16 protein-coding genes are annotated in these 24,671 nt (G+C 41.8%); 4 read left to right on the top strand and 12 right to left on the bottom strand.

What is annotated here, in order from left to right; genetic code table 11:
- Positions 1-285: 285 nt before the first annotated feature.
- A complete protein-coding gene (locus RMZ43_RS07370; RefSeq protein ID WP_322652670.1) occupies positions 286-2,049 on the bottom strand; it encodes a WD40 repeat domain-containing protein in 1,764 nt (587 codons plus the stop codon).
- 480 nt (positions 2,050-2,529) lie between these two features.
- Positions 2,530-2,925 carry a hypothetical protein gene (locus tag RMZ43_RS07375; protein ID WP_322648934.1) on the bottom strand — a complete coding sequence of 132 codons (396 nt, stop codon included), beginning with the start codon at positions 2,923-2,925 and terminating at the stop codon, positions 2,530-2,532.
- A 313-nt stretch (positions 2,926-3,238) separates the two neighbouring features.
- On the opposite strand from RMZ43_RS07375, the gene RMZ43_RS07380 reads away from it, so the two are divergent.
- A complete protein-coding gene (locus RMZ43_RS07380) occupies positions 3,239-4,219 on the top strand; it encodes an alpha/beta hydrolase family protein (RefSeq protein WP_322652669.1) in 981 nt (326 codons plus the stop codon).
- An 11-nt stretch (positions 4,220-4,230) separates the two neighbouring features.
- Positions 4,231-4,908 (top strand): SDR family oxidoreductase, encoded by a 678-nt coding sequence (locus RMZ43_RS07385; RefSeq protein ID WP_322652668.1) that lies wholly within the window; start codon positions 4,231-4,233, stop codon positions 4,906-4,908.
- A gap of 1 nt (position 4,909) precedes the next feature.
- On the opposite strand, the gene RMZ43_RS07390 is transcribed toward RMZ43_RS07385, so the two are convergent.
- From RMZ43_RS07390 to RMZ43_RS07420, 7 genes are all read right to left on the bottom strand, one after another.
- Entirely contained in the window at positions 4,910-5,962 is a 1,053-nt protein-coding gene (locus tag RMZ43_RS07390; protein WP_322648931.1) for an aromatic ring-hydroxylating dioxygenase subunit alpha, read from the bottom strand.
- Positions 5,963-6,111: 149 nt separating this feature from the next.
- A complete protein-coding gene (locus tag RMZ43_RS07395) occupies positions 6,112-6,549 on the bottom strand; it encodes a secondary thiamine-phosphate synthase enzyme YjbQ (protein WP_322652667.1) in 438 nt (145 codons plus the stop codon).
- A gap of 99 nt (positions 6,550-6,648) precedes the next feature.
- Entirely contained in the window at positions 6,649-7,842 is a 1,194-nt protein-coding gene (locus RMZ43_RS07400) for a pyridoxal phosphate-dependent aminotransferase (protein WP_322652666.1), read from the bottom strand.
- Between the two features lie 464 nt (positions 7,843-8,306).
- Complete coding sequence (locus RMZ43_RS07405; protein WP_100900927.1) at positions 8,307-8,525, bottom strand: hypothetical protein; 219 nt, start codon at positions 8,523-8,525, stop codon at positions 8,307-8,309.
- 151 nt (positions 8,526-8,676) lie between these two features.
- On the bottom strand, positions 8,677-9,717 hold the full coding sequence (locus tag RMZ43_RS07410) for a diguanylate cyclase domain-containing protein (RefSeq protein WP_416212078.1): 1,041 nt from the start codon (positions 9,715-9,717) through the stop codon (positions 8,677-8,679).
- Between the two features lie 469 nt (positions 9,718-10,186).
- Positions 10,187-11,209, bottom strand: coding sequence for a tetratricopeptide repeat protein (locus tag RMZ43_RS07415; RefSeq protein WP_322652665.1), 1,023 nt, complete (start codon positions 11,207-11,209; stop codon positions 10,187-10,189).
- Between the two features lie 322 nt (positions 11,210-11,531).
- Positions 11,532-12,059 carry a GNAT family N-acetyltransferase gene (locus tag RMZ43_RS07420; protein WP_322648926.1) on the bottom strand — a complete coding sequence of 176 codons (528 nt, stop codon included), beginning with the start codon at positions 12,057-12,059 and terminating at the stop codon, positions 11,532-11,534.
- Positions 12,060-12,134: 75 nt separating this feature from the next.
- Here RMZ43_RS07420 and RMZ43_RS07425 point away from each other — a divergent pair, with 75 nt between their 5' ends.
- Entirely contained in the window at positions 12,135-14,015 is a 1,881-nt protein-coding gene (locus RMZ43_RS07425; protein WP_322648925.1) for an ABC transporter ATP-binding protein, read from the top strand.
- 218 nt (positions 14,016-14,233) lie between these two features.
- Here RMZ43_RS07425 and RMZ43_RS07430 read toward each other — a convergent pair whose 3' ends face one another.
- Positions 14,234-17,134 carry a calcium-binding protein gene (locus tag RMZ43_RS07430; protein ID WP_322652664.1) on the bottom strand — a complete coding sequence of 967 codons (2,901 nt, stop codon included), beginning with the start codon at positions 17,132-17,134 and terminating at the stop codon, positions 14,234-14,236.
- Positions 17,135-17,561: 427 nt separating this feature from the next.
- Between RMZ43_RS07430 and RMZ43_RS07435 the strand changes: the two genes are divergently transcribed.
- Positions 17,562-21,122: a WD40 repeat domain-containing protein gene (locus RMZ43_RS07435; protein ID WP_322652663.1), complete on the top strand. Its 3,561-nt coding sequence runs from the start codon at positions 17,562-17,564 to the stop codon at positions 21,120-21,122.
- Positions 21,123-21,376: 254 nt separating this feature from the next.
- Here the strand turns inward: RMZ43_RS07435 and RMZ43_RS07440 are convergent, their stop codons facing one another.
- A complete protein-coding gene (locus tag RMZ43_RS07440; protein ID WP_322652662.1) occupies positions 21,377-22,012 on the bottom strand; it encodes an acetoacetate decarboxylase family protein in 636 nt (211 codons plus the stop codon).
- 209 nt (positions 22,013-22,221) lie between these two features.
- Complete coding sequence (dnaK, locus tag RMZ43_RS07445) at positions 22,222-24,126, bottom strand: molecular chaperone DnaK (RefSeq protein WP_322648921.1); 1,905 nt, start codon at positions 24,124-24,126, stop codon at positions 22,222-22,224.
- Positions 24,127-24,671 lie beyond the last annotated feature (545 nt).

A 24,671-nucleotide genomic window follows, 5' to 3' on the forward strand; every position in this document is an offset into this window, starting at 1 on the left:
ATAGACTTTTTGGCATTTGTCGGGAAAAGGGGGAAAGGTTCTGTATTGTCCTTTTTCCCCTCTTGGAAAAAGCACTTTTGCAAGAGACTCCATGAATACGGTTCACAACGAAGTAATGAAAATATTTCTTCTCCAGTCCCTATTTTCAAGTCAGGTCTAATGAAATCAAATCAGTCAATGCGATTACACTTCCCTAAGTCTCAGCCGATGACGCATCAACTACAGTTTAAAGATTTGTTAACGGAGTTCAAAATGGATGAACAGATGTGATTAATCGCGTCTCTACTAACTGCGTTGCCAAATTTTAATTGTCTTATCCAAACTCCCGCTAACTAACATCTCACCGGAAGCTGTGAAGGCTAATGCTGTGACTATATGAGTATGACCTGTAAACGTACCCAGCAATTCCCCGGTTTGTAGATGCCATAATTTGATGGTTTTATCTGCACTACCGCTAGCGATAATTTGTCCATCGGGACTTAATGCGATCGCATATACTCTATCTCTATGTCCTTTCAGAGTATGCAGTAATTCCCCACTCTCCAATTGCCAAACTTTAATGGTTTGATCCCAGCTACCACTCACTAGCATTTTACCATCTGCACTAATTGCCAAGGAACGAACGATGTGAGAATGACCCATAAGGGTATGCAGTGGTTGTGCGTCCTTTAAACTTTTTATCCCCGTCTGGGGTAAGGTGCGCCAGACTTTGATTTTGCGATAACTACCTGTAACTAAAGTTTCGCCGTCTTGACTTAAAACTAGGGAATGAGCAGCTGTATCATCTAAAGAGAGTGCGATCGCAACCTGACGTTGCATCAAATCCCAAAACAGAATTTTCCTATCATCTCCGCCTGTAGCTAACATTCTGCCATCTGGGGTAAAGGCAGCACACCGCACTACCCCATTATGTTTGTGCAAAATATCTATCAAGTCTAAAGCGCCTACATGCCAAAGCTTAATTGTGGAATCTGCACCGCAACTCACTAAAGTCTGTCCATCTGAACTAAAAGCTACGGAATTCACTTCATCCACCAGCCCAGATATCACCCAAGGATACTCTGATAATGTATCTATTAATTCACCCTTGCTTAAATCCCAGAGTTTCGTTTCTCCTCGACTACCACTTGCCAATATGGGTAAAGTGCCATTATTACACCCGGAACTGAAAGCTAGGCAATTAATACCTCTGGTGTGTCCTTGCAAAGTCTGCCAGCATTCCCAGTCACCGACTATATCCTTGAGGCAATGCTCTGATGGTAGAGTCTGTATTGTATCTGCGATCGCTAAATCATGAATTAATGGCGAGGTGTCTTTTTTACCAATAAGTGATTCTAAATACCAACTCAACCCCCCCGCATACAACAAGTTACTCGGATTAATGTAGAGTTTTGGTTCAGTAAGTTCAATTAGATTTGCAGGTAAAAAGCCTGTAATTATGCTCTGTTTTTCGTCGTATCCTAGCTTACCTGTAGATGGATAAAACAAACATAAAAAAATTAATACTTGGTGCTTTCTTAAGTCTTCCTGAGTAACCGACCACCTAATTTTGTTTTTCTTAATACCATTAAAACTTTCTCCATCAGCAACATAAACTTGAACACTTAGCTGAGGATTATCTTTTAGTACATAAGAGAATTTGCTTTCGCCAGACAAATTTCCCTCATCATCTAAAACCATGTTTTCTACGGTATCTTGTGATACTTTTTTTACCAATTTTCCTAAGCGTTCAGTTATCACCCGGTCAACAATATGCTCCCGTAAAAGATAATCTTGGGCTTGTTGTTGGAAGTATTTGGGAAAAGGTATCGTCCAGTCAGGAGGTTCAGGATATTCAGGTGGCGTCGGCGGCGGATTTTTGGCAAGAATTTCTGCTTGTTGGCGAGAAAGTTCTTGGAGTCTAGCCAATGGCTCGCCCCAAAAAGCCATAATTTCAGTGTGACAACCTTTAACTTGACTTTCCAGCAAAGATAAGTCATAAGTTTTAGGTTTTTTCACACGTTGAAGGAAGTCAGCTTGTTGAGATTTGAGTAAGCTAATCCAATCCATCTGCATTCCTGGGGCAAACTATTGCATACCTACGGTAAGCTATACCAATGCAATTACTCAAGTTTATAACCTTAGTTAATTAAAAATACAGTAATCTTAGTAGTCTAATAAAATACAGCAATTAGCAGATGCTTTCGGGAAGGATAGAGATTATTGTACTTAGACATTTCATTAACTGATGCAGTTGAAGTATATAGAATCAAGTGATCTCAGTCAATTCTAACGGAGATGGAGAACGAGATACTGTTTCCGTAGAAACAGTTATAACCGCAAAGGAAAGTTTAATGTGAGAGGGATTTCAAAGGTTGCCATAACGTTAAGTCAACAAATACTCACAGAAAAATAACGTACTACAGTACGGCGAAAGTAAACCACCCATCCCCAATCAATGAAACTCTTGCGGTATAATAGTTACGAATTGCGTAAAGCCTGGGTCATAAGTTTGCTTAGAGTGTAGCCCATTAAGAATTACGAATTATTTTAACCTTTGCGTTTTGGTTGTCTGGTTGTAGTACTTACATCAGAGGAGCCGCCAAAAGTATCCCTTGCTTCAATCTGTTTAATTTTCATTTGCAAATTCAAGTCATCACTGCTAACAATTGTTTCTAAATTTGCTAATCTTTGCTCTAACAGTTCTATTTGCTGCTGTTGCAAATAGTTAGTTTTTGATTTTTGCTCATCAGAACGCCAAACAGCAACCGTACCAACAGCCGCGCCACCAATTGCAACTAAAGGAAGAATAGCACCGCTTCTAGTAACGGCTGATAGTGGGACACAAACTCCGAGAATGGCGACTGTAATTACCCAGATTCTTGTGGTGGCAGATAATCTGACATCCTGGTATTGTTCTAGATTGGGTTGAAATTTTTTAGCCATAAATTTATCCAAAGAAAAGTTATTTGTTAAATTGGCACAATTGTTATTACGATACTTACTGAAATCTGCTGCAAGTATAATTCTTGTACTAGTATTTTTTAATTACCAGTAGATAAACATCATTCAACATAAAATGCCAATCACTGAAATGATTTTTCTAACTTTTATACAGACGCGATTAATTGCGTCTTCACTGCTACCTTCTTCCTTCTACTTAGTTACTTCGCTATTTTAGATCATTAGATTTTGCTTGCGAGGAGCAGTTGTACACTGAGAGGAAGATTTTCTTGAAGTCATAGTAAGGAAGGTACAGATGACAGTTCGTGCTTTTTTTGAAGCTGCCAAAGTTGAGGGTGTCCAGTCACCTTACGATACCATTCACCTGAAAATTCTCTATCCAGCACAGATACCGGATCAGTTAGAAAAAAGTAGGGGAATTGAGCCAGCTAATCCAGAAAAGGCACCTTTTCCAGTAGTGATTTTTTTCAATGGCTATAACTGTGATGTTCAACAATACCAATGGCTAGCGGTTAAATTGGCTGAACGTGGATTGGTAGTGGTTCTGTTTAATTGGATTACCGAAAGTCTACCAGGCATAATTAGCCTCACACCTGGGATTGATTTGGAAAAGATGAAACCCACAATTTATCGTACTGCTCCCACAGCTTCAGCTTTGCCAGCACTGCTAACTAAACTCGAACAGTTACAAAATCAAGGAGTTTTAGCAGGAATGTTGGATTTACAACGGATCATTCTCGGTGGACACTCTGCGGGTGGTAGGGTATCTATGGAAAATGCTGACCCTCGGTTTTTCCCTGGAGTTGCTGCATCTTTTTCTTATGGCGCAAGTAGCAGAGGAATTTTAACCATAGGGTATGAACCAGGAACTATCTTGCCTTTACCAGATTCCCTACCACTGCTACTGATGGGAGGAACCCGTGATGGATTCATGGTTAACAGTGGTGAACTCTATGGTGTAAGTCCTGGGGATGCTACCACCCCAGTCATCCGTACATTCCAAGAAGCAATCACTGGAGGACGAAATGATAGTTATCTGGTAATTTTAGAAGGAGCAAATCACTTTTCGATAGTTGATGAGCCAGACTCCACTACAGTTAGACCCTATCTCGACTTAGAAGCTACTCAATCCCAAGAAAACTTGCGTTTGCTGATGAGTGAAATTATTGGTCTGTTTATTGACACTTATGTTCACCACCAGCCAGAAGCATCCCAGGAGCTTGAGCAATTATTAACTATTGCCAATCCTCTGATAAAATCCTTTGAGCGTAAGTAGTTAAATTTATTATGACAACTGCATCTTATATTTTTCTGGCTGGAGCAAGTCGCGGTGTTGGTCGAGAAATTGCTCAATATCTCACAGCACAACAGCTAAAAGTTAAAGCACTCCTGAGAACAACAGCAGTTGCTAATGAACTAGAAAAAATCGGTATTGAGGTAGTTCTGGGAGATGCCTTGAATATTGAGGATGTGGAACGCGCAATGCTTACAGATGAACCGATTCACACCGTTATCAGTACAATTGGCGGTTTACCATCAGATGTAGAAAGACCCGATTACCCTGGTAATAAAAATTTGATTGATGCAGCAGTTAAAGCTGGGGTGCAAAAGTTTATTCTTGTGTCTTCCATTGGTGCTGGCAATAGTGTTGTTGCTGCCTCACCCCAAGTTTTAGCGGTACTGGGAAAAGTTTTAGCTGAGAAAGACAAAGCTGAACAACACTTAATTGCCAGTGGACTTACTTATACAATCATCCGTCCTGGTGGACTAAAGTCAGAACCAGCAACGGGTAATGGTGTTTTAACTGAAGATCCGCACATTATTGGTAGCATAAATCGTGCAGATGTCGCACAGTTAGTTGGTCGCTGTTTAAATAGCGAGCGTGCCAATAATAAAATTTTGTCAGCGATAGACCAAAATATGCAGTTTGGACAAAGAGAATTTGCAGAATTTAATTTGCAGTAATTTAAGCACGCCACCGGAGTATCTGACCCTTGACAGGATTCACAAATTCTCGTCTTTCAGCGACAGATTTTGCATACTCTCGCTTTAACTGGTAATACCACTGCGCCTGCATATCTGAGTCTTTAATCAGTCGCAGCACGGGATTATATTTCAGGCCAATCTGCTGCTTTTCTACAACCGTTCGGTCTTGGCCAATGAAAGTCCGCGCTAGCACATGTAACAGTGGCTTGAAAAACCCCACCCACGGAAGCGTCCAGTAAAGAGCAAAAGTTACCTCAGTTTCTGTGTCTGAAATTGGTGTAACTGCCGTTAAATTAACGACTCGATGGTTGCCAATAGTAGTTTCTTCGATTCTGACTCCAGGTAAACGAAAAGAAATCTCCGTTTCTGGCACACCACCGCCAATCAGCCAGTATAATCGACCCCCATTTGCTGGTAATCGGTGTCGTCGCATTGTGAAGCCATAGGGCGAAGCATCGAATTGCTTCACTTCTTCGTGCAGTTTTTCACTTCGCCACCACCAAGCGCGATGAACATAAGGTGAATGAGCAGGGTCCATCAGGCCCACTACCGCATGATCTATAAAACAAGGGAATTTTACCACTTCTACGAACTGGTGAGAGCGATCGCCAAACCCTGGAATTACCGGAATCTCTATCTCAGAAGCAGGTTGAGGATTATCGGGATCAGCCATATATATCCAGATATTCCCTTGGGCTTCCCGGATTGTATATGACTGCACATCAAAGCGCCTCAAATCCATCTGCTGTTCCTCTACAAGAGATGGAATCGCAGTGCAGCGTCCAGCCGGGTTAAAGCGCCAACCATGATAACAGCATTCCACTTCCTGCCCATTGAATCTACCACAACTCAAGGGCACACCACGATGCGGACAAATATCTGTCATCGCAGAAACTTTACCATCCTGGCTGCGGACTAGCAGCACCGGTTCTCCCAAGAAAATGCGGCTGATCATCATACCTGGCTTAATTTGATTACTAGGCAGAGCATAGTACCAAGTATTACGTAATACAAAGTTATCGTTATTTTTCATCACTAATTGCGTCTGCCTTTAACACAACGAAAGTCTTGGTTTGTGGAAAGGAAGGTTATGCTTGAAAACATTTTTTTAGGGTTTTAATTGCTGTAGGTAATTCTCTCAGATTTAGGTTGATTTGAGAGGATTACAGATGTGAAGTTGCATTATTCACCAGAAATTTGGAAAAATACCGTTCTTTTGCGCGGCCCATCCAATTCAAAAAACAATACAGATTGCCAGGTTCCCAAAGCTAATTTACCATCCACAATGGGAATTATCTCACTAGTAGTCAGCATCATTGCCATTAAGTGAGAGTGAGCATTAATCGGCTCATCTTCTGGGACATCTCTTAAATGCAAGTCATTATGTAAATATTTGTCTGATTCAGGTGCTAATTTTTGCAAAAACACTTTTATATCTTCTAATAATCTAACTTCATCTTCGTTGATAGCTAAAGCTGTGGTTGTGTGTCGAGAAAATACTAAAATTTGTCCATTTTTAATTGATGTTGAAGCAAGAAAATCTTGGATTTGTGGTGTTATATTATGAACATTAATTTTTGATTCAGTTTCAATTTCAATTAACTTATTGATAATTGGCATCTCTTCAATTTTATATTTGGGATTGTAAAGGAGGTACGCCAACACAGTCTAACGCCTTCTTTAAGGAGGCAGGGGGCAGGAGGTAGAATTGAATGACTTCTAACTTCTAACTATAGTTTCCAAACCTTGCACTAATCTTTCTATACCATCTTTTGCTGTCTCTTTTTGCAGCGCACCGTAGGCAACGCGGAGATAGCATCCGTCATCCATACCAAAGGTTGTACCTGGAATAACTGCTACTTTATGTTCCTGGATTAGTCTTTTAACTAACTCCAAAGCATTCATCTGAGTATTAACTTTGAGGAAAAAATAGAAAGCGCCATTGGCAGGTGTAATGCTACATAAACCTTGTAGGCGGTTAAGGGAGTCGAGTACTAATTGTCGAACTTGAGCGATCGCACCTATATGACTCTGTAAATACTCCGCTTTTGCTTGCAATGCCCCTAAAGCTGCATATTGGGAAATTACTGGCGGACAAATCAAAATCGTATCCTGGACTTGTTTGATGGAGACAAATAAGTGTTTGGGAATCACCATATAGCCAATGCGCCAACTGGCAAAACCGTAGGCTTTAGAAAGGCTAAAAAGAGAAATGGTGTATTCGCTACTACTCGCAAATGCACCAGGGGAAACGTGTTTTACCCCGTTATAGGTAAAGTATTCATAGGCTTCATCGCTGATATGGTAAATGCCGCGAGTGCCTCCGGCACAGCTTCGCTGAACGCCACAAATTTGATTTACTTGCTGCAATGCTGTTTTTGAATAGACAACTCCAGTCGGGTTATTTGGTGAAATTGTCACCACAGCCCGCGTTTTCGGGGTAATTGCTTGAGCGATCGCATCTGGGCGCAGTTGGTAATTTTCATCTGTCGCCACTAACACTGCACGACAACCAGCCATTGCGATCGCCATTTCGTGGTTGAAATAGTAGGGCGTATTCAGAATAATTTCATCGCCTGGCTCAGTTATTGCAAGAATGGCATTCATAAATCCCATATTGCTCCCGGCTGTCACCACGATACAGTTTTCCCCATTGATTTCAATACCGTTGAAGGTTTGCAATTTTTCTGCAAGTGCTGTCAGCAACGGGGGAATTCCTTCAACTGATTTGTATAAATTATTAGCGGGTTCGGCTAAGAATTTTGGTAAAAATTCTATCGCTTCCGGTGGTGGATTGTAATAAACAACACCCTGTCCTAGAGAGATTGTTCCAGGAGACTTTTTAATCAGTTCCCCAACCACAGGAATAATTGGCGACTGTACCGCCTGCATACGAGAGGTTAGGGATTCCATATTTCCTTGCCTATCTAATTACCTGGCTTTAGTATCCCTTAATGTGGAAGAGATGGAAAGTTCCTTTGTGATGGATTCCCACAACATGTTTATCTCTCGGATATCCCCCCAACCCACGCCAGTCGCTCGACTTGGGGAAACCCCAAGACCGCGCTGGCTCCCCTTAAAAAGAGGGGCTTTTTCTGATATTTCCCCCCTTTTTAAGCTACTGTGTATACACAAGTCGAATTACCCCCCTTAATCCCCCCTTGCAAAGGGGGGAAACCGGAAAATCTAATTCCCTCCCCTTTCCAAGGGGAGGGTTAGGGTGGGGTAAAACCGATATTTATCAACGACTTTAGACTTGTGTATACACGGTAGCCTTTTTAAGGGGGTCGCCGCAGGCGGGGGGATCTCATCTAAACTGCAACAGTGTGGGAGTATGCGACTAAAAAGATTAGTCTGATTTGCGATTACCCAAAAATTTAATCAATCGAAATCTGTTGAGGCCCACTTGCTTTGCCATTATTTGCATCTGTTGTGATGCTGGTGTAACTATTGGAGCGGGTCTGTTGATCCAGCCAGCTTTTTACAGGATCTTCTGCAAGATTGAGCCGAAGCACACCAGAGAATAACCCACCGACAAATGAGACTGGATGCTGGATAAATTCTTTGAATATAGGTGACAATTCACTAATGAACATTTAGAGACTCCTGGCACTGCCATAGAAAATTATTACTTCTTAATTGATCGTAACCTGTTGAGCAATATATGGTTTGCGGTAACGAAAGATACAAATTTTATCTGCTATGAACTGTTCTCCCGCCTATCCCCCTTTCCTCTTCCTTGACTGATTAATATTGCAAACCGCTATATTTAGACTCACATCTAGCTATTTCTTCGCTACTTTTACGCCATTTATAGTTCCAGGTCGAGCCAACTAGTAGGTTATTATGCCTGAAGCGATCGCGTCCTGCTGCCTTTGCCTGATATAATCCTTGATCCGCCGCCGTAACTATTTCTTCAAAGTTAGAACCTGGATTAGGAATTGCTGTGGACAACCCAGCACTTAAAGTTATATAAGAACTAACTTGTGAATGACTATGAGTTATAGCCAATCTCCGCACCGCAAAGCAAATTCTCTCGGCAATTTTCGTAGCACCAAGTTCATCTGTGTCAGGCAAAATCACAGCAAATTCTTCCCCACCATAACGGGCGACTAAATCAGCAGGGCGTTGAACAATATTTTTAAGGGCTTTAGCAATTTCTATAAGAGCGCGATCGCCTGCCTGATGACCATAGGTATCGTTGTAAAATTTGAAAAAATCTACATCAAGGAGGATGAGAGACAGAGGCTGTTGTAAGCGTGCCATGCGCCGCCATTCTTGGTTTATATACTCTTCAAAACGTCGGCGGTTAGCTACTTGAGTTAAAAAATCTATATTCACTAATGTAGCTAATCGCTGCAATTCTTCCTTTGCGGCAAAGAGTTTTTGATGTAGCTGCGATTGCTCAATTAAGCGTCTTAACCGTTGACGCAAAACTTGCCAGTTAATCGGTTTGATAACATAGTCCATTGTGCTGACTTGAAATACTCGCTCAATTAACTCAGTATTTTCAAGTTCTGCAATCATTAAAACTGGAGTATGTTTGTTTTTTTCAGTACTCTGTAACACAGAGCAAAACTCAAACCCATCCATATCTGGCATGATAGCGTCAAGGACTACTAAATCGGGGTGCAATTGGTAAAAAATATTTATTGCTTCCGTGCCATCTTTTGCCTCTACCACTCGATACCCTGATTGTTCTACCAAAAGTCGCAGTTGATGACGGTTAAATTCTTTATTGTCAACAATAAGAACTAAACATTGGTCTCCTTGATGAGTAGCTTTCATTGTTGTCATCAACTATTTTTCATGTAGTTCTAAACTTTTGTGCTACAAATTGTAAATTTTATAACCTTTAGCTATAAAAGCAAAATTGTCGAAAGAGAAAAATTCTTTAATCAACAGCTTAATAACTGGCTCATCCAATATTACATACTCAAACTTAAGAGTCTGTACGGTTTCAGACATTTGGTTCATTAGTACAAAAATTTTGGCAAGGGCTGCCCAGTCATAGGTGAATCGTTGCTATCAAGGTTAACAGTCTTTCTTGAAAATATATACTTAACTAATAAAATTTATATGTTTCTTAAGTATGAGCTTTACTATCAAATAATAATATTCAATGTTTCGGTGTATACAAAAAATCTTTTCAAACATCCTCTTATAGTTATACCAAGTTGAGAACTTTTTGAGCTTCAAGAACAACAAAACTCCCGACTTTTTGAAGAAGTCGGGAATCTGAATTTGCTGCATCAACCTACAGAGAATCTATAAACTGCTGTACTTTTTCTAGGAGTGGCTGATGTTCGATTTGCTCTGCTAACTCTTGGGCGTTTTGATAGCACGATCGCGCCATTTTTTTGCGTTTAGTTGTGGCGTAAAGGCTTCCCATATTCAGCAGAGTTGAAATTTCTCCCAGGCCATCGCCGAGTTGTTGATAAATCGCAATGCCTTGCTTATAGAATTTCATTGCTTGCCGATGCTCTGCCAGAGTGCTGTAGGTATAACCAATGTTATGAAGCGTTGTTGCCTCACCAGAGCGATCGCTGATTTCTCGACGTGTCAAAAGAACTTGATAGTAAAGCAATAGTGCTTGTTTCGGTTTTCCTAAATCACTATAGATTGAGGCAATATTATTTAAAGTGGTTGCTTCACCAACCAAATTCTTGACTGCTCGTTGAATTGGAAGCGCTGCTTGAAAAAATTCTAGAGCTTCCTCAAACTTGCCTAAGACGTTGTAAGCAAACCCAATACCATTTAGGGTTGTTGCCTCACCAGAAAAGTCACCTAACAAGCGGCGCATCCTCAAAATTTGGTGTTGCAGCAACAGTGCCCGTTTTGGTTCTCCTAACCGGGTATAAATTAGTGCTACATCATTAAGAGTAGAAATTTCACTTTGAGTATCTTGCGATCGCCTAAAGATTGGCAGTGCTTGTTCAAAATATTCTAATGCTTGCGAAAAACGCCCTAGATGGCTGTAGGTAGAACCCAAATTGCTAAGTGCAGTTGCCTGTGCTGACACGTTGCCAATTTCAACAGCAACCGAAAGCGCCTGATAAAAATGCTCTAATGCTTTTTGAGGTTGCCAGCAACTGAGGTGAGCTAAACCAAGGTCGTTTAATGTATAACCTTCTCTGGCTCTGTCTGGAATTGATCTAGCCAAGTGTAAATTCTTCGTTGTCAGCTCCAGAGACTCTTGGAATCTCCCCCGTTGGTAGTAGCGGCTTGCTTCGTCACGACGTTGTTCCCACTCTTTGACTTGATTTAAAGATTGCGTCATCTGGCCTCAGTTGCATTCTGCGATAAATGGCAGGACATCTTTTAGGAATGAACCTCTCTTAGGTTTCCCAAATTTTAACCTTAATCATCTACCTTTAGATATAAGACTTTAAGATAAAAATATGGTATTGTTTCATACTTAAAGCATATACATAAAGTAATTAATATAAGTAACATAGTCGCAACGCACAGCTATACGCCCCTACCAAAGACCTAAAGCATATATTCTCTATAGCTTTATTGAATTTGTAGCAGTGGTTTTTATGTGTAACAATTTGTTCGCCGATGATTTTATGGGGTGCGATATTCTAATAGTTTTAAGATTACGAAATGTAAAGGGAATCATCCGCTTGCCATTCTGAGGTTGAAGCAGCATAGTATACTACATCATGTCCGTAATAGCTAGCATTCTTTTCGTACTTCATTCCTACCTTTTGAATTACTCGCCCTGAAGCAATGTTTTCTGGATGAGCGATAGCTACTATCCGATCTAGCTTCACTTCCCAAAACCCGAACTTTAAAGTTGCAATAGATGCTTCAGTTGCCAGTCCCATGTTCCAATAGGATTTGTCAAACACATAGCCAAGCTCAACTTCCGGCGTATTTTCTAGAAATCCAAGTCCACACCGGCCAATCATTACACCAGTTTCTTTGTATATTACTGCCCACATACCAAAGTTGTATTGTTGCCACTGCTGGATATGTTTGTTTAAACTTGCTTGGGTTTGTTCCCTTGTTCTTAGCGACAGATACCTCATGACTTCTGCATCGCTGTAGAGGCGAAATAGGTAATCGAAGTCGTTTAGATTGAAGTGCCTTAGTCGCAATCGTGCAGTTTCTATCTCAGGCATGGTATTAGAAAAACAGGACAAATGCTACTTTAAACATGCGTATTTTTTTATAAACATTAATATAATGCTCTTACTATGAGCATCTACCAATCTCTCAAAAAATCTTATACGCAAGACCATCGCCCTGAAAATGACTGGCGGTTGTTTTTGCGTTTAGTGCCTTATGCGCGTCGTAGCGGACGGCTGTTGGCGCTATCAATGGGCTTACTCGTACCGTTAGCCCTAGCTAATGCCGTACAACCACTGTTGATTGGCCAAGCTATCTCCCTAATTCGTCATGAACCAAGCACTTACGAATTTCTCAGGAATCGCCCCATGTCCGAAGGGCTAAATATCCTGGAGGGATTATTGTTAGTTGCGATCGCCAGCCGACTGATTTTAACAGGCTATCAGGGTTATTTAGTACAAAAGCTAGGGCAAAAAATCACCGCAGCAATTCGCCAAGACTTATTCCAACATGTGACATCATTAGCAGTACGCTTTTTTGACCGTACACCCGTAGGTAAATTAATCACCAGAATCACCAGCGATGTAGAAGTGTTAGGCGATGTCTTTTCTACTGGGGCGATTGGCATAGTGTCCAATTTGTTTTCTATGCTGGTGATTTTGGGTTTAATGTTTTCCCTTGAATGGCAACTTACTTGCTTGCTGCTAGTGATGTTGTTACCAATTAGCTGGTTAATAGTTTACATTCAGCAACAGTATCGCAAAGCCAATTACAAAGGGCGGGAAGAACTTTCTATACTGAACTCACAGTTACAGGAAAATGTGGTTGGCATTAACGTAGTGCAGTTGTTCCGTAGGGAAAAATTTAATGCCGAATTGTTTCGTGCCACAAACAGCCGCTACACTCAGCAAATGGATAAAACCATCTTTTATGATTCATTTATTTCAGCCACCTTGGAATGGATTGGTCTGATTGCGATCGCAGGTGTTTTGTGCTTGGGTGGTTCGTTACTATTAGGAAAAAGTTTAGCTTTTGGAACATTATCTGCATTTATCTTGTATGCCCAGCGATTATTTGATCCTTTAAGGGATTTTGCGGAAAAATTTACAGTAATTCAAGCAGGTTTTACTGCCATAGAACGCGTAGGCGATATATTAGATGAACCGATAGAAATCCGCGATCGCGCCAATGTCCGCTTCTCAATATTGGATGCAAAATTTGGTTACATAGACGAGATTGTTGCAAATCTAGAATCTCCAGACCTAACTTCCCCGCCTGAACTGGGAGAAATTCGTTTTGATCACGTCTGGTTTGCTTACAAAAATGATGATTACGTAATTAAAGACTTAGATTTCACCATTCATCCAGGCGAAAAAATTGCATTAGTCGGCCCCACAGGTGCGGGTAAAAGTTCGATCATCCGTCTTTTGTGCCGCCTCTACGAACCCACCCAAGGACGCATTCTCATAGATGGCATAGATATTCGGGAAGTCCCACAGGCAGAACTGCGGCGTTACATGGCAGTAATTTTCCAAGAAGGCTTTTTGTTTGCTGGCGATGTTAAAAGCAACATTTCTTTAGGAGATGGCTATACCATTGAACAGATTCAACAAGCAGCAGAACAAACCAACATTGCCCAGTTTATAGAAGAATTACCCCAAGGTTATAATACTCAACTTCGAGAACGGGGCACAAATATTTCTAGTGGTCAAAAGCAACTATTAGCCTTTGCGCGGGCTGCCATTCGCAATCCTCAAATTTTGGTACTAGATGAAGCTACCGCTAGTTTAGATGTTGGCACAGAAGCTTTAGTTCAAGAGGCACTAAACCAGCTTTTGCTCAGACGTACTGCCATTATTATTGCTCACCGTCTATCTACAATTCGCAATGTAGACCGGATTTTTGTTCTAAAGCGCGGCGAATTAATCGAACAAGGAAGCCACGAGCAACTAATACAAGAAGGAGGGCTTTATGCCACTTTACATAACTTGCAGATGTTGGGAACTTAGGATATTTTCAGAATAATGTGAAGGGGGGAAACAGCGATCGCTCAGAGGATTCGTTAGGAATAAACAGTAGACTATGCGTAGTTTACCGCCGTAGACATCGTCCAAAATTATCGTGTAAGGGAAGTGCGATCGCTAACTAGGATTAAAGTGAGAGCGATCACATTCAATAAATTATGTAGCGATCGCGCCACACTAACAGAAGTGATGACCCATAACTGTTACCCTAAATTAGTGAAATCCCACAGACTAAGGGTGTTGGCTTGTACCCCAATTAGTGTGGCTAAGAGTTCACCATCCTGTTTACTGACTAGAGTATTGCTGGTATCAGTGCCAATGCCTTGGGTAATAGTGATCTGTTCAAAGGTCAGACCATTCAATAGACCTAGATAATCGCTACCGACTGTAAAGTTGAAAATAGTGTCACTTCCAGACTCGCTCGTTAGCACAAACATATCACGACCGCTACCGCCGTATAGTGTATCTTCACCCGTTCCACCATTGAAGATATTGTCACCGTCGTCATCGTAAAGGCGATCGTTTCCTGTGCCGCCATCAAGGTAGTCATTACCTTCTCGGCCATCGAGAAGATCGGCATCTGTACCCCCAATCAGAAAATCGTCACCGTTTTCGCCATCGAGAGAGTCTTTACCACCTTCGCCAAAAATGATGTCGTTGCCATCTCTGGCGTTAACAACATCATCGCCATCTCCAGCGTGAATGATATTGATTCTGGCATCGCCGATGATTTCATCTCTGAAGGCAGAGCCGATCACATTTTCAACATTAAAGATTTGGTCAGTGCCAGCATAATTGTAGCTGCCATCATCGTTATAGCCGCCAGTGCCAAAGCCATCAGTAGCTTGATTTTGCTCTAAGTTAACTGTGACTGAACTAGGATCACGGCGATAACTAACGGTATCAATGCCATCGCCTCCGTCAAGGGAGTCATTGCCAGCATTGCCAACTAACAGGTCATTCCCAACTAAGCCTAAGATGCTGTTACCTAAGTTGTTGCCAATTAAAACATCATCAAATCCAGAGCCAATGATATTTTCTAGGTTTCGTAAGGTATCTGTAGTGCCAAAGCCGTCTAAAGCTTTGCCTGCGGCGATCGTAAAGTTTGGTTCTGTGTCGGTAGGTATGAGGCTGGTAGAAACTATGGTTGTGTCGAAAGAACCACCGGGATTTTGGTAGTTCTGTGCTTCATCAATATTGACGACTACACCACTGAGGGAGTTGTCGTAGCTGACAGTATCAATCCCCTCACCGCCGCTAAGGGTGTCGTTCCCACCTTCCCCCTTTAGCGTATCACTACCAGAATTGCCTAATAGCTGGTCTGCACCGTCTCTACCTTCTAGAAGATTGGCGGCATCATTGCCGGTAATGACATTATCTAGATCATTACCGTAACCATTGCTGGCACCATTTCCTATAAGATTCAAGTTCTCGACGTTAGATCCCAGAGTATAGCTGCTGCTTGAGGATTGAACGATATCTATGCCGCTTGCAGTGTTTTCAATGACAACATCACCTACATTGTCTATCCAATAAATGTCATTACCTAGTCCACCACTCATTGTATCGACACCTGCGTATCCATAGAACGTATCGTTACCTCGTTCTGTTCTAGTGACTAATGCATCATTACTATTCGTGCCTTTAATGATGTAAAAATCATTAGGATTTAACCCCAGAAGATTGATCAGATCATCTGCATTAGTAGGGACATTAAAGCTTGTAGTTTTGGAAAAACGATAGTTATTAGTTGGTATCGGAATAGTCGCGCTACCACCAACTAGCTTGAAGTCTTTGAGAATTTGCAAATTTCGTTTGTTAAACAAGGAAATATCAACGAGATCAGTGTTTGGACGGATTGTTTTAAAGCCCAACTTAATTTCAGTGCCAATATTGACTTTGAACTTGCCAGCTTCAAGAGTTGCTGAGAGATCTGCATACAGTCCATAATTCAAAACGTAACTGGCTTTGTTATAACCCCAATCAAATTTAACAGTTGCTTTACCATCGCCATCGGTGTCTAGAAATTTCTTAAGCTCAGTTGTGTTTAATACTTCAATACTGTTTGATGATCCGTTGCTAGTTCCACTAAGAGTCAGAGATTTGCTGTTTTCAAAGGTTACGCTAGAACTTTGTTCTGAAAGATTTAATTTTCCATTATATTTAATCTTCAAGCTGGACTCAATAGAAAGGTCTAAAAGTTTGTAGTCAATAACATAGCCACTACCCTCAATTCGTTTTGCTAGAAGATTGAGATATGGAAATGCCTTTGCTCCCAGTTTGTTTAGGCTAGCACCCAGCTTGAACAAAGGGATTTCTCCTGATAAAGATCCGTTCGAGTTGATATTTATTCTTTTAGAGATATTCCTTAGATCAGATGTTAGTTTTATGCCTTCATACTCACTTTCAAGTATGCCCTTACTAGTCTGCTTTTTTCCATATATACCTGTAGCTTTCCCTTCGATTATCTTCTTTATACTGAGATCGACTAGGGAAATTGAGATAGGAGGAGCTGTTTTGATACCACTAAAAACTCCAAATCGAGGTAAATCAATAGTCTTACTTATTTTTCCCAAACTGCCTTTGATTTTACCATCAAAGGCTAAAGCTCCAATGTCAATGTTGGCAAGCAGACTTGCTTTAAGATAAGCTTCGGGTAACTTGACTGACAGACTCGGATTACCACTAAACGCTGATATTGTTTTAGCAGATAATTCAATTCCATTCCCCCCACCACTGGGAACAAAAGCGAGTAAGTCTGTTGAACCTGTTTGCTTGACACCGATTTTGACACCACCCAGATTGTAGCCTGCCGATTCTACTAGAAGTCCAGCCTTGGCATAAACTTTAGCCAGAATCAGCTCACCAGAAGCCTCTATTTTTGCTCCAGATTTCTTAAATCCATAAGAAAAGTTTTCGCTATAACCGCCGTTAAATATCTTTTGAACTTTTGGATAACCTTTAAAGATATCTTGAAAAGCCTTAGTGCTTGTGTCGATTCCGATAAACTTGTTTTTTACATCAAGCGCTTTAAGACCAGCAGCTTGGTTAAAATCAAGATTAACTGTCTGAGCGTCTCCAGTAACATTTAGCTTCAATGGCATAGTAGATTTTAGGTGTAGAGTTTATAGATGCGTTTTCCGAAACAAATTTTGAGCTATGGTCGCCCCTCCCAAACCCCAATAAATTAAGCGTGATCGCATCCCAATTCCAAACCATTAGTCAGAAAAAACTAGCGAACGAATAAACATCGCCGTTCACAACTGCTATGGCTCAACTAGATGGAAAATTTATCGCACTCAACACCTTCCAATGTTTGGGTAAACACTTTACCTGTGTTTAATCATTGGGCAGATTCCTGTGCTACAAATGAATCACATCAATACTCTACAGCCTGGTATAAAGTTTGACGGTCGGAAAAGGTCGGGAAAAAGTCGGATCTTTTTGGTAGATTTACGTAAACTTTAAGAAAAAATAAAGATTATGGTGCAAATATCGTAGTTAACCTGGTTTTTCTACGTGGAAAGATAAATGACGGTTGAAGAAGCGATTGCACTAGTTGAGCAATTATTGAAACGAGGACGCTTAACAAAAGTTCAAGAAATTGTGTTTCGTTATTCCTGGGAAGGGAAAACTTACTTAGAAATGGCCAAAGAAGTCACATACGACCCAGGTCATATCAAAGATGTTGGTTCACAACTATGGCGATCGCTCTCTCAAGCTTTAGGAGAAAAAGTTACTAAAAATAACCTGCACGGAGTACTGAAGCGAACTGCACAGCGACAAAAGGATACAAACGCCTCCTCAAACTTAAATTTTCAACCCGTCACAAACTGGGGGGAAGCAATCGACGTTTCTCAATTCTATGGACGTACTGCTGAATTAGAAACCCTCAGCCAATGGATTGTACGCGATCGCACTCGTGTAGTCACACTGTTAGGTATGGGTGGCATGGGCAAAACCGCACTCTCGGTGAAGTTAGCAGAACAATTGCAGGGAGAATTTGAGTATGTCATTTGGCGATCGCTCCGGCACGCACCTTTTTTCTCTGACAAGGTGACGGACTGCATCAAAATCCTTTCTCATCAGCAAGTTACCACATTGCCTGCTTCCCCTCATGAGCAAATTACTTGTTTAATCGAGTACCTCCGCAAATTTCGATGCTTGCTGATTCTGGATAATTTCGACACATTATTGCAGCAAGGTAAAGGGACAGGCTGTTACCGTGAGGGCTATAAACCTTACGGTGAACTTTTGTGGCGATTGGGAGAAACACAGCATCAAAGCTGTGTCCTGCTCACCAGTCGGGAAAAACCCACTGAAGTCGCCGCTTTGGAAGGCGATGGTTTGCTAGTTCGTACCCTTGCTTTATCAGGATTAGAAGTTGCAGTAGGACAAACAATTCTGACACTCAAAGGGCTATTAGGCTCCGAAGGCGAAACCCGCCAACTAGTTGAATGTTACCGTGGTAATCCATTAGCTTTGAAAATTGCCGCCACCTCAATTCGGGACTTATATGAAGGCAACATCGCCAGCTTCTTTGCCGAAGGCACAACCGTATTTAACGGTATTGGCAATCTCCTAGAGCAGCAATTCAAAAGACTCTCTACCTTAGAGCAGCAAGTAATGTATTGGCTGGCAATTAATCGGGAGAAGGTTTCCCTGACAGAATTGCAAACAGCCTTCACACTGCCATTGCCTAAGCCTAAGTTAATGTCAGTACTAGAATCTTTACGCTGGTGTAGCTTAATAGAAAGCAATACTGGAGGATTCACACAGCAACCTGTCGTCATGGAATACGTGACAGGCTGCTTGATTGAAAAAGTCTGCCAGGAAATAGTCACAGAATCACTACAATATTTGCTGACTCATGCTTTGATGCAAGCCCAGGCAAAAGACTACATCCGCGATAGTCAAATTCATCTGATTGTGCGGCCTGTTTTAAATCAACTACAAATAACCCTTGCCTCTGTTCATCAGCTTGAGTATAAACTTGGCAGACTAATTATAAAGCTCCAAAATGAAGTTATAGATCCAGTTGGATATGGTGGCGGTAATCTGCTGAATTTACTGATACAATTAGAAACCGATTTAACTGGCTATGACTTTTCGCGTCTCACGATCCGTAACTGCGATTTACGTTTGCTTAACTTACATCGGGTCAACTTTACCCAAACAACGTTTCGAGAGTGTGTTTTTGCTGCGACCTTTGGCGGCATTACTAGCGTCGCCTTTAGTCCAGATGGGCGCTGCCTTGCTACCAGTGATACAAATGGTGAAATTCATGTTTGGGATGTTAGCAATAGTAAACAACTCTTTAGCTGTAAAGAACATAACAGTTGGGTTTGGAATATTGCTTTTAGCCCTGTATATCCAGTTTTAGCTAGTTGTGGTCAAGATAATACAATTAAACTTTGGGATACTACCACCGGAGAATGTTTCAAAACGCTGTATGGACACACTAGTATTGTCACAGCGATCGCATGGAGTCCTGACGGTCAACTCCTTGCTAGTACTAGCTATGATCACACAGTTAAAGTCTGGCATCTAGCCACAGGGCAATGTGTGCAAACTCTCCAAGGACATAATGCTTGTGTGTGGAGTGTAGCTTTTCATCCCGCAGGTCAAATCTTAGCAACGGCTGGTGAAGATAACACAATCAAGCTGTGGGATTTAGAAACTGGATGCTGTGTACAAATCCTAGAAGGGCATCAGCATTGGGTAAAAGCGATCGCCTTCAGTCCACAAGGGCAAATATTAGCAAGTGGCAGTTTTGATCAAGCTGTGAAACTGTGGGATTTACATAATAATGTGTGTTTAATGACCTTGCAGGGACACGTAGGAGTCGTGACCTCAGTAGCGTTCAGTCAGGGTAAACAGCTAGCCAGTGGCAGCTATGATCAAACCGTGAAGATTTGGGACATAGACACTGGGAAATGTCTCGATACTTTGGAAAAGCATACCAATCGGATTTGGTCAATTGCTTTCCACCCTCAAGGACACTTAATTGCTAGTGGTGGAGATGACCACGCGGCTAGAGTCTGGGAGCTTCAGACTGGAAAGTGTACTAAAAGCTTGCAAGGACACAGCAATGCTGTTTATGGGATCGCTCACAGTTGGCAGCAAAACTTACTTGCTAGTGGACATGAAGACCAGACAATTAAACTCTGGGATGTAAATCTCAATGCCCCGCAAAGCTTAAAGGCTGACCTCCAGCCTTTTCGTGTACTACATGGACATAAAAATCGTATTTTCTCTGTTGCCTTCAGTGCCAACGGAGAGTTTCTCGCCAGCGCCAGCGCAGATCGTACTATTAAACTTTGGAGTCCGCATACAGGACAATGCCTGAAAACCTTGCATGGTCACGGTAGTTGGGTCTGGGCGATTGCTTTTAGTCCAGACAGTAACTTGCTAGCTAGTGGCAGCTACGACCATACAATCAAGATATGGGATGTGCCTTCTGGTGAATGTTTGCAAACATTGCAGGGGCATCCTGGTTCTGTATTAGGGATCGCATGGAGTCCTGACGGAAAGACTCTCTTCAGCAGTGGCTATGAAAAGATAGCTAAACGCTGGGATATTGAAACAGGAACCTGTCTTCATAGTTGGGAGGCAGACTCAAACCGTGTTTGGGCAGTTGCGGTGAGTCCAGATACTCAATACGTTGCTACTGGTGGTGATGATTCCTTAGTGCGGCTGTGGGATATCCACACAGGGCTTTGTCTGCGTACATTTTCTGGACATACCAGCCAGGTACTCTGTATTTTGTTCAGCAACTGTGGCGATCGCATGATTAGCAGTAGTAGCGATCGTACTATTAAAATTTGGAATGTAGTTACTGGAGACTGTCTTGCTACACTACAGAATCATCTCAATTGGGTATGGTCGCTGAATCTGAGCCACGACGCTCAAACTCTTCTCAGTGGTAGCTGGGATGAAACAATCAACTGTTGGGATATTACTACAGGGCAATGTCGACAAACTTTTAGACCAGTCCGCCCCTATGAAGGCATGATTATTACTGAAGTGATAGGGTTGACTGAAGCAGAGCTAGGAACTTTAAAGGCTTTGGGGGCGTTAAAAGTGAATTAATGTACAACTGAGCGCACTCTTTTTACACTGTGGTACCTATCCCAAACCTCGATATATCAAACTTTTGGGTTTGGGTAGAAAAATTTTTCTGACTTTTTTCTTATTTAGGAACTTCCAAATAACAAAAGTAGGCAAACTTCCGCCATATAGTAATCCGAATTGAAACGTGAGAAAATACGTAGACAAAAACTACGTATTTATAGGCATTTCAGCGATTTTATTTCTCACGAATGATTTAGTATTGCTATAGTCTACTAGATACCCATCTGACCTACAACTTTTGGCGCATCAACCTGCAAACTCATCTGCTCACAACGCACAGTTAACCAGGGCTGACCTAAACCTATTCCAGAAAAAGGACTTTCGGCAGAGATTTCTAACTTAGAACTAATCAAACCCAATACAGACTCAACTTCAGCAGAGAATATCAACAAATCAGCACCCTTGGCGCCAAAAGCAGAAGCACTTAACCACTGTCTCCATGCCAAGCTTTGTTGATTATAGTTAAGACTACACAATTTCCGGTTTTCCTGATGCACAGTAACATGCTTTCCTTGTTTCCAACTAAACTCAGCTAGTTCCTTTGGTAGTCCCCAAATTTCTCGACCACCAGCCACTGAATCAGCATTATCTACATAAATATGGGAAACCCAGCCACCGATTTTGTTTTGGTAATTAACCACAGCTGGGGCAATAATTAACTCACTGTACTCTAGTACTGAGCCTGACCCATAATGAGATAAATAGACACTGGCGAGAGTTTTACCAGGCCATACAGAAATAATTTTTAACTCTGAAGGAATCAAAGGACGCACTTGGTCAACATTTACCAAATGTAGAGTTTGGATAGCATAGCCCTGAAGTGTCCAAGGTGCTTGTGGATATGGCATAAGAAAGTTAGGAGTTAGGAATAAAGTTAAGAATTAAGATTAAGAGTTACCAATATCAGTTTTACTCAAACTTCAAACTCTTGTACGCGATTAATCGCGTCTCCTAACTTTTAATTTATAACTCCTTAAAAAAAATCCCCACTCAGGGGTTTGCCTGAGCGGGTAATATGAGGTGCGACTAAATAATCTTCCCAACAAAAGTAGGGGAATTATTTGCTCTCTGTAAAATCAGCGTCAATTACATCGTCGCCGCTAGCAGAGCCAGATGTGGAACCACTATCTTGTGGTTCAGCACCAGGTGTAGCACCACCACCAGCTTGTTGATAAATATTGCTACCAACAGCAAATAGCGCTTGTTGCAATTCTGGGGTGAGCTTTTTGATTTGCTCATCGTCTTCTTTAGCCACTGCTTCCCGCAGTTCTTTCACCAAACCTTCGACTTTGGTCTTGTCAGCATCGGGAACTTTATCGCCCAATTCTTGTAGTTGCTTCTCGGCTTGGTATGCCAAGGAGTCGGCTTGGTTCTTGCGTTCAATCTTTTCACGACGTTCTTTGTCAGATGAAGCGTTTTGTTCAGCTTCTCTAACCATCCGGTCAACATCAGACTTATCCAGAGTGGAAGCGCCGGTTATGCTGATGGACTGTTCTTTACCAGTACCTTTGTCCTTAGCTGTGACGTTAAGGATACCGTTGGCGTCAATATCAAACACCACTTCAATTTGAGGAACGCCACGTGGTGCAGGAGGAATACCATCTAGACGGAAGGTTCCCAAGCTCTTGTTATCGTTAGAGAATTCGCGTTCACCTTGGAGGACATGAATTTCTACGTTGGTTTGTCCATCTACAGCAGTAGAGAAGACTTCCGATTTCTTGGTAGGAATTGTTGTGTTGCGGGGGATAATTTTGGTCATTACACCGCCCAATGTTTCAACACCCAAAGATAGCGGTGTTACGTCTAACAGCAAGATGCCAGTTACATCACCAGCCAGTACCCCGGCTTGAATAGCTGCACCAACTGCTACAACTTCATCAGGGTTCACACTTTGGTTGGGGTCTTTACCTAATACCTGCTTCACAATCTGTTGCACAGCAGGAATGCGGGTAGAACCACCAACTAACACCACTTCATCAATATCGCCTTTGTTTAACTTGGCATCCCGAAGGGCGTTTTCCACAGGGATACGGCAACGGTCGATTAAGTCAGAGCAAAGTTCTTCAAACTGAGCGCGAGTCAGCGTTGTATCCAGGTGCTTAGGCCCATCCTGGGTAGCGGTGATAAATGGTAGGTTGATTTCTGCTTGGCTAACGCTAGAAAGCTCAATTTTGGCTTTTTCTGCTGCTTCAGTCAAACGTTGTAAAGCTTGCTTGTCTTTCCGTAGGTCAATACCTTCAGCTTTTCTGAACTTCTCAGCTAAGAAATCAACTATTTTTTTATCGAAGTCGTCACCACCAAGGTGGGTATCCCCAGATGTGGCTAGTACTTCAAAAACTCCATCTCCTACTTCCAGCACGGATACGTCGAAGGTACCACCACCAAGGTCAAACACGAGGATGGTTTCGTTACTCTTCTTGTCAAATCCATAAGCCAAAGAAGCAGCAGTAGGCTCGTTGATAATCCGTAGAACTTCAATCCCGGCAATTTTACCAGCGTCTTTTGTCGCTTGCCGTTGCGAGTCGTTGAAGTATGCGGGAACAGTAATTACAGCTTGGGTTACAGTTTCACCCAGATATTTGCTGGCGTCTTCAACTAGTTTGCGAAGAACTTTTGCAGAAATTTCTTCAGGAGCAAACGGTTTACCAGCTATAGGACAATCTAATTTGACATTGCCGTTGCTGCTGAGGACTTTGTAAGAAACTTCCGTAGCTTCATTACTTACTTCGTCGTAGCGGCGTCCGATAAAGCGTTTGACTGAGTAAAACGTATTTTCGGGGTTCATCACCGCTTGGCGCTTGGCGATTTGACCAACCAAGTTGTCGCCATTTTTCGCAAATGCGACTACTGATGGCGTTGTCCGAAAACCTTCAGCATTAGCAATTACTGTGGGTTTACCACCTTCCATCACTGCCACGCAGGAGTTCGTTGTTCCTAAGTCAATTCCAACTACTTTTGCCATTTTAGGTGCTGGCTCCGTATAACTACAAATGAATGAATGAGAATATAAAGGACTAAATTTTGAACCAATAGGGTCAATAAATCAGCCAGTTCAGCATGAATACCTTTGTTTTGGCTTTTCTGGGGTTATAACTCCAGATATGCTGATATATATACTGAAGCTTAGTGTTAGCCAGTCCATGAAGGGTGGTTTCCCGAACCTTGCTTAGGACGGTTAAACTAACTAAACAGTTTTTTTAGTTATTTCATGGATTTATTGCCTTCACTCTGTCTAATGTATGGGAATTAATACTTTCAGTAATTAGGGTGAACCGTAACAGTAGAGTCGTGTTTGCCGCCTTTAAAGGTAATAACTTACAAAAGTACAGAAAATAGAACAAAATTAAAGGACGCGACACCGAATAGCCCGCCGCAAGCATTGCTTCCGTATCCCGTATAATCAGCAGTATTTTGGTATTGAGCATTGCGTATTGGAGAAAATACTACTTAGGGAATCCCAAAAAAGAAATTATACCAATTCGCAATGACGCTCGTTCCTCGCTAACG

Origin of the sequence: Nostoc sp. CmiVER01 (assembly GCF_034531135.2) — a bacterium.
Lineage (GTDB): Bacteria > Cyanobacteriota > Cyanobacteriia > Cyanobacteriales > Nostocaceae > Nostoc.